This window comes from Marinobacter shengliensis, assembly GCF_003007715.1.
Lineage (GTDB): Bacteria > Pseudomonadota > Gammaproteobacteria > Pseudomonadales > Oleiphilaceae > Marinobacter > Marinobacter shengliensis.
In genome coordinates this window covers 1-5,690 of sequence record NZ_PXNO01000006.1, presented here as the reverse complement: position 1 = coordinate 5,690, position 5,690 = coordinate 1, and the positions used below count along the sequence as shown (strand labels likewise).

The following is a 5,690-nucleotide window of genomic DNA, read 5'->3' as shown; positions in this document are numbered from 1 at the left end:
AAATAAACGGTTGACAGGGCAGCGGAACGATGTAGAATACGCGGCCTTGATTGAGCAACAGCTCAAACGCTCTTTAAAAAGTTAACCAAGTAATTCGTGTGGGCGCTGGCCGAGGTATTTCGGATACGAAATATCAGGACAGTGACTCGTCGAAATTGAGTTTTGTCTTGAGCAAGAATTAAGAACTTTCGAGTTCTTGTATGATTTAAACTGAAGAGTTTGATCATGGCTCAGATTGAACGCTGGCGGCAGGCTTAACACATGCAAGTCGAGCGGTAACAGGGGGTGCTTGCACCCCGCTGACGAGCGGCGGACGGGTGAGTAATGCTTAGGAATCTGCCCAGTAGTGGGGGATAGCCCGGGGAAACCCGGATTAATACCGCATACGTCCTACGGGAGAAAGCAGGGGATCTTCGGACCTTGCGCTACTGGATGAGCCTAAGTCGGATTAGCTAGTTGGTGGGGTAAAGGCCTACCAAGGCGACGATCCGTAGCTGGTCTGAGAGGATGATCAGCCACATCGGGACTGAGACACGGCCCGAACTCCTACGGGAGGCAGCAGTGGGGAATATTGGACAATGGGGGCAACCCTGATCCAGCCATGCCGCGTGTGTGAAGAAGGCTTTCGGGTTGTAAAGCACTTTCAGCGAGGAGGAAGGCTCTGAAGTTAATACCTTCAGGGATTGACGTTACTCGCAGAAGAAGCACCGGCTAACTCCGTGCCAGCAGCCGCGGTAATACGGAGGGTGCAAGCGTTAATCGGAATTACTGGGCGTAAAGCGCGCGTAGGTGGTTAGGTAAGCGAGATGTGAAAGCCCCGGGCTTAACCTGGGAACGGCATTTCGAACTGTCTGACTAGAGTGTGGTAGAGGGTAGTGGAATTTCCTGTGTAGCGGTGAAATGCGTAGATATAGGAAGGAACACCAGTGGCGAAGGCGGCTACCTGGACCAACACTGACACTGAGGTGCGAAAGCGTGGGGAGCAAACAGGATTAGATACCCTGGTAGTCCACGCCGTAAACGATGTCAACTAGCCGTTGGGACTCTTGAAGTCTTAGTGGCGCAGCTAACGCACTAAGTTGACCGCCTGGGGAGTACGGCCGCAAGGTTAAAACTCAAATGAATTGACGGGGGCCCGCACAAGCGGTGGAGCATGTGGTTTAATTCGACGCAACGCGAAGAACCTTACCTGGCCTTGACATCCAGAGAACTTTCCAGAGATGGATTGGTGCCTTCGGGAACTCTGAGACAGGTGCTGCATGGCCGTCGTCAGCTCGTGTCGTGAGATGTTGGGTTAAGTCCCGTAACGAGCGCAACCCCTATCCCTGGTTGCTAGCAGGTAATGCTGAGAACTCCAGGGAGACTGCCGGTGACAAACCGGAGGAAGGTGGGGATGACGTCAGGTCATCATGGCCCTTACGGCCAGGGCTACACACGTGCTACAATGGCGCGTACAGAGGGCTGCCAACTCGCGAGAGTGCGCCAATCCCTTAAAACGCGTCGTAGTCCGGATCGGAGTCTGCAACTCGACTCCGTGAAGTCGGAATCGCTAGTAATCGCGAATCAGAATGTCGCGGTGAATACGTTCCCGGGCCTTGTACACACCGCCCGTCACACCATGGGAGTGGATTGCACCAGAAGTAGTTAGTCTAACCTTCGGGAGGACGATTACCACGGTGTGGTTCATGACTGGGGTGAAGTCGTAACAAGGTAGCCGTAGGGGAACCTGCGGCTGGATCACCTCCTTAAACGAAGCCGAATGCTTCGGTCAGAGTCCACACGAATTACTTGGTTGGCTAATAAAGAGAGCAAAAGGGTCTATGCAGGCCCGATATCGGTTTGCCACAAACACTGAGTCAGTCTCGGGGTTTGGCGCCGGATTCGGAACGGCTGGCAAGGCGCAGGTTGAGTGAAAGAGGGAGCGTACACACGTACGTGACCGATTGAGCGAAAGCTGCAACGCAGTCCAGGCGGTTCGAAGACAAGCAAAACCGGGTCTGTAGCTCAGGTGGTTAGAGCGCACCCCTGATAAGGGTGAGGTCGGTGGTTCAAGTCCACCCAGACCCACCAGAATTATCCAGCTCGTCGTTGCGCCAAGACTCGCATACTGATTGTATGCTTCGCCTTGACGCGCCTAGATCTGAATAATTCTTGGCAGCTTAATTGGGGCTGTAGCTCAGTTGGGAGAGCGCCTGCCTTGCACGCAGGAGGTCAGCGGTTCGATCCCGCTCAGCTCCACCAAAAAGCCTGAACGATCGATGCTTTAAACTGACTAACTCCGGTTAGCAGTGTACAGAAACGAATGTTTCATATCGATGAAGCCTTCCTTTCTGATCACTGGGTCAGATTTGCTCTTTAACAAATTGGACGAGATAGAACACGAATAGATTTCTCTCATTATCTCCGAGAGAAACTGTTCAAAGTGATAGCGATTTCAAGCGTTATCCGGTGTTGTCGTTGAAGTGGTTGTTATATTGCTTCAAGTGACTGTCTCGAAACAGGGTTCTGTATCAGGCTTGCCTGGTAAAGGATGCTGAATCGTGATCAGTTGTCTTGGGGTTATATAGTCAAGCAACTAAGCGCATACGGTGGATGCCTTGGCAGTCAGAGGCGATGAAAGACGTGGAAGCCTGCGATAAGGTTCGGGGAGCTGGCAAACGAGCTGTGATCCGGACATCTCTGAATGGGGAAACCCACCTGGTTTCGGCCAGGTATCTTACACTGAATCCATAGGTGTAAGAGGCGAACCGGGGGAACTGAAACATCTAAGTACCCCGAGGAAAAGAAATCAACCGAGATTCCCTAAGTAGCGGCGAGCGAACGGGGACCAGCCCTTAAGCTGGACAACTGGTAGGAGAAGGCTCTGGAAAGTGCCGCCATAGTGGGTGATAGCCCCGTATCCGAAACCTGAGTCCAGTGAAATCGAGTAGGTCGGCGCACGAGAAACGTTGACTGAACATGGGGGGACCATCCTCCAAGGCTAAATACTCCTGACTGACCGATAGTGAACCAGTACCGTGAGGGAAAGGCGAAAAGAACCCCTGTGAGGGGAGTGAAATAGACCCTGAAACCGTATGCGTACAAGCAGTCGGAGCAGACTTGTTCTGTGACGGCGTACCTTTTGTATAATGGGTCAGCGACTTATGTTCAGTGGCGAGGTTAACCGTTTAGGGGAGCCGTAGGGAAACCGAGTCTGAATAGGGCGAATTAGTCGCTGGGCATAGACCCGAAACCGGGCGATCTATCCATGAGCAGGTTGAAGGTGCCGTAACAGGCACTGGAGGACCGAACCCACTGTCGTTGAAAAGCCAGGGGATGACTTGTGGATCGGAGTGAAAGGCTAATCAAGCCCGGAGATAGCTGGTTCTCCCCGAAAGCTATTTAGGTAGCGCCTCGGACGAATACCACAGGGGGTAGAGCACTGTTTCGGCTAGGGGGTCATCTCGACTTACCAACCCGATGCAAACTCCGAATACCTGTGAGTACTATCCGGGAGACACACGGCGGGTGCTAACGTCCGTCGTGAAGAGGGAAACAACCCAGACCGCCAGCTAAGGTCCCAAAGTACCAGTTAAGTGGGAAACGATGTGGGAAGGCTCAGACAGCTAGGAGGTTGGCTTAGAAGCAGCCATCCTTTAAAGAAAGCGTAATAGCTCACTAGTCGAGTCGGCCTGCGCGGAAGATGTAACGGGGCTCAAACTGGTCACCGAAGCTGCGGCTGCATACTTTGTATGCGGGGTAGGGGAGCGTTCTGTAAGCCTGCGAAGGTGTGTTGAGAAGCATGCTGGAGGTATCAGAAGTGCGAATGCTGACATGAGTAACGACAATGCGGGTGAAAAACCCGCACGCCGGAAGACCAAGGGTTCCTGCGCAACGCTAATCGGCGCAGGGTGAGTCGGCCCCTAAGGCGAGACCGAAAGGTGTAGTCGATGGGAAACGGGTTAATATTCCCGTACCTTGGATAGCTGCGATGGAGAGACGGAGAAGGCTAGGTGAGCCGGGCGACGGTTGTCCCGGTTTAAGCGAGTAGGGAGTGGACTTAGGCAAATCCGGGTCCACAATCCTGAGACGCGACGACGAGTGCCCAAGGGCGCGAAGTCATTGATGCCCTGCTTCCAGGAAAATCTTCTAAGCTTCAGGCTATTCGAGACCGTACCCCAAACCGACACAGGTGGTCAGGTAGAGAATACCAAGGCGCTTGAGAGAACTCGGGTAAAGGAACTAGGCAAAATGGTGCCGTAACTTCGGGAGAAGGCACGCCGGTGTGTACGTGAAGCCCCTGCGGGTGGAGCGGAAGCCGGTCGAAGATACCAGGCCCCTGCGACTGTTTATTAAAAACACAGCACTCTGCAAACACGTAAGTGGACGTATAGGGTGTGACGCCTGCCCGGTGCCGGAAGGTTAATTGATGGGGTTAGCACTCGTGCGAAGCTCTTGATCGAAGCCCCGGTAAACGGCGGCCGTAACTATAACGGTCCTAAGGTAGCGAAATTCCTTGTCGGGTAAGTTCCGACCTGCACGAATGGCGTAACGATGGGGGCGCTGTCTCTACCCGAGACTCAGTGAAATTGAAATCGCCGTGAAGATGCGGTGTATCCGCGGCTAGACGGAAAGACCCCGTGAACCTTTACTATAGCTTCACAGTGAACTTTGAGCATGCTTGTGTAGGATAGCTGGGAGGCTTTGAACCCGGGACGCCAGTTCCGGTGGAGCCAACCTTGAAATACCAGCCTGGCATGTTTGAGGTTCTAACTCTGACCCCTTATCGGGGTTGAGGACACTGTGTGGTGGGTAGTTTGACTGGGGCGGTCTCCTCCCAAAGCGTAACGGAGGAGCACAAAGGTGGGCTAAGTACGGTCGGACATCGTACGGTTAGTGTAATGGCACAAGCCCGCTTGACTGCGAGACAGACACGTCGAGCAGGTACGAAAGTAGGTCATAGTGATCCGGTGGTTCTGTATGGAAGGGCCATCGCTCAACGGATAAAAGGTACTCCGGGGATAACAGGCTGATACCGCCCAAGAGTTCACATCGACGGCGGTGTTTGGCACCTCGATGTCGGCTCATCACATCCTGGGGCTGAAGCCGGTCCCAAGGGTATGGCTGTTCGCCATTTAAAGTGGTACGCGAGCTGGGTTTAGAACGTCGTGAGACAGTTCGGTCCCTATCTGCCGTGGACGTTGGAGATTTGAGGAAAGCTGCTCCTAGTACGAGAGGACCGGAGTGGACGAACCGCTGGTGTTCGGGTTGTGTCGCCAGACGCATTGCCCGGTAGCTATGTTCGGACAGGATAACCGCTGAAAGCATCTAAGCGGGAAGCCCCTTCCAAGATGAGATCTCCCTGAGGCCTTGAGCCTCCTGAAGAGCCGTTCAAGACCAGGACGTTGATAGGCTGGGTGTGTAAGCGCTGTGAGGCGTTGAGCTAACCAGTACTAATTGCTCGTGCGGCTTGACTATATAACACCCAAGACAATTGCGGATAACGCAGAGCAGGGCAAACGCCAGGCTCCACAGAAATCAACATCACGTTCCATCTCGTCCTTCCCAGTGATCATCCGTTTTGCCTGACGACCATAGCGGTCTGGAACCACCTGATCCCATCCCGAACTCAGAAGTGAAACAGACCAGCGCCGATGGTAGTGTGGTTCGCCCATGTGAGAGTAGGTCATCGTCAGGCTCTTAATACCAAA

Annotated in this window: 2 tRNA genes and 3 rRNA genes; all 5 read left to right on the top strand. The window is 53.6% G+C overall.

From position 1 onward, the window contains the following. The first annotated feature begins 207 nt into the window (after positions 1-207). A 16S ribosomal RNA gene (locus C7H10_RS01205) occupies positions 208-1,748 on the top strand. A gap of 245 nt (positions 1,749-1,993) precedes the next feature. Next, positions 1,994-2,070, top strand: a tRNA-Ile gene (locus tag C7H10_RS01200). Positions 2,071-2,165: 95 nt separating this feature from the next. Beyond that, positions 2,166-2,241: transfer RNA gene (locus C7H10_RS01195), tRNA-Ala, on the top strand. 324 nt (positions 2,242-2,565) lie between these two features. After that, positions 2,566-5,457: ribosomal RNA gene (locus tag C7H10_RS01190) — 23S ribosomal RNA — on the top strand. 106 nt (positions 5,458-5,563) lie between these two features. Further along, positions 5,564-5,677: ribosomal RNA gene (rrf, locus tag C7H10_RS01185) — 5S ribosomal RNA — on the top strand. The 16S, 23S and 5S rRNA genes sit together here with 2 tRNA genes alongside, the layout of an rRNA operon. The last annotated feature ends 13 nt before the right edge of the window (positions 5,678-5,690 follow it).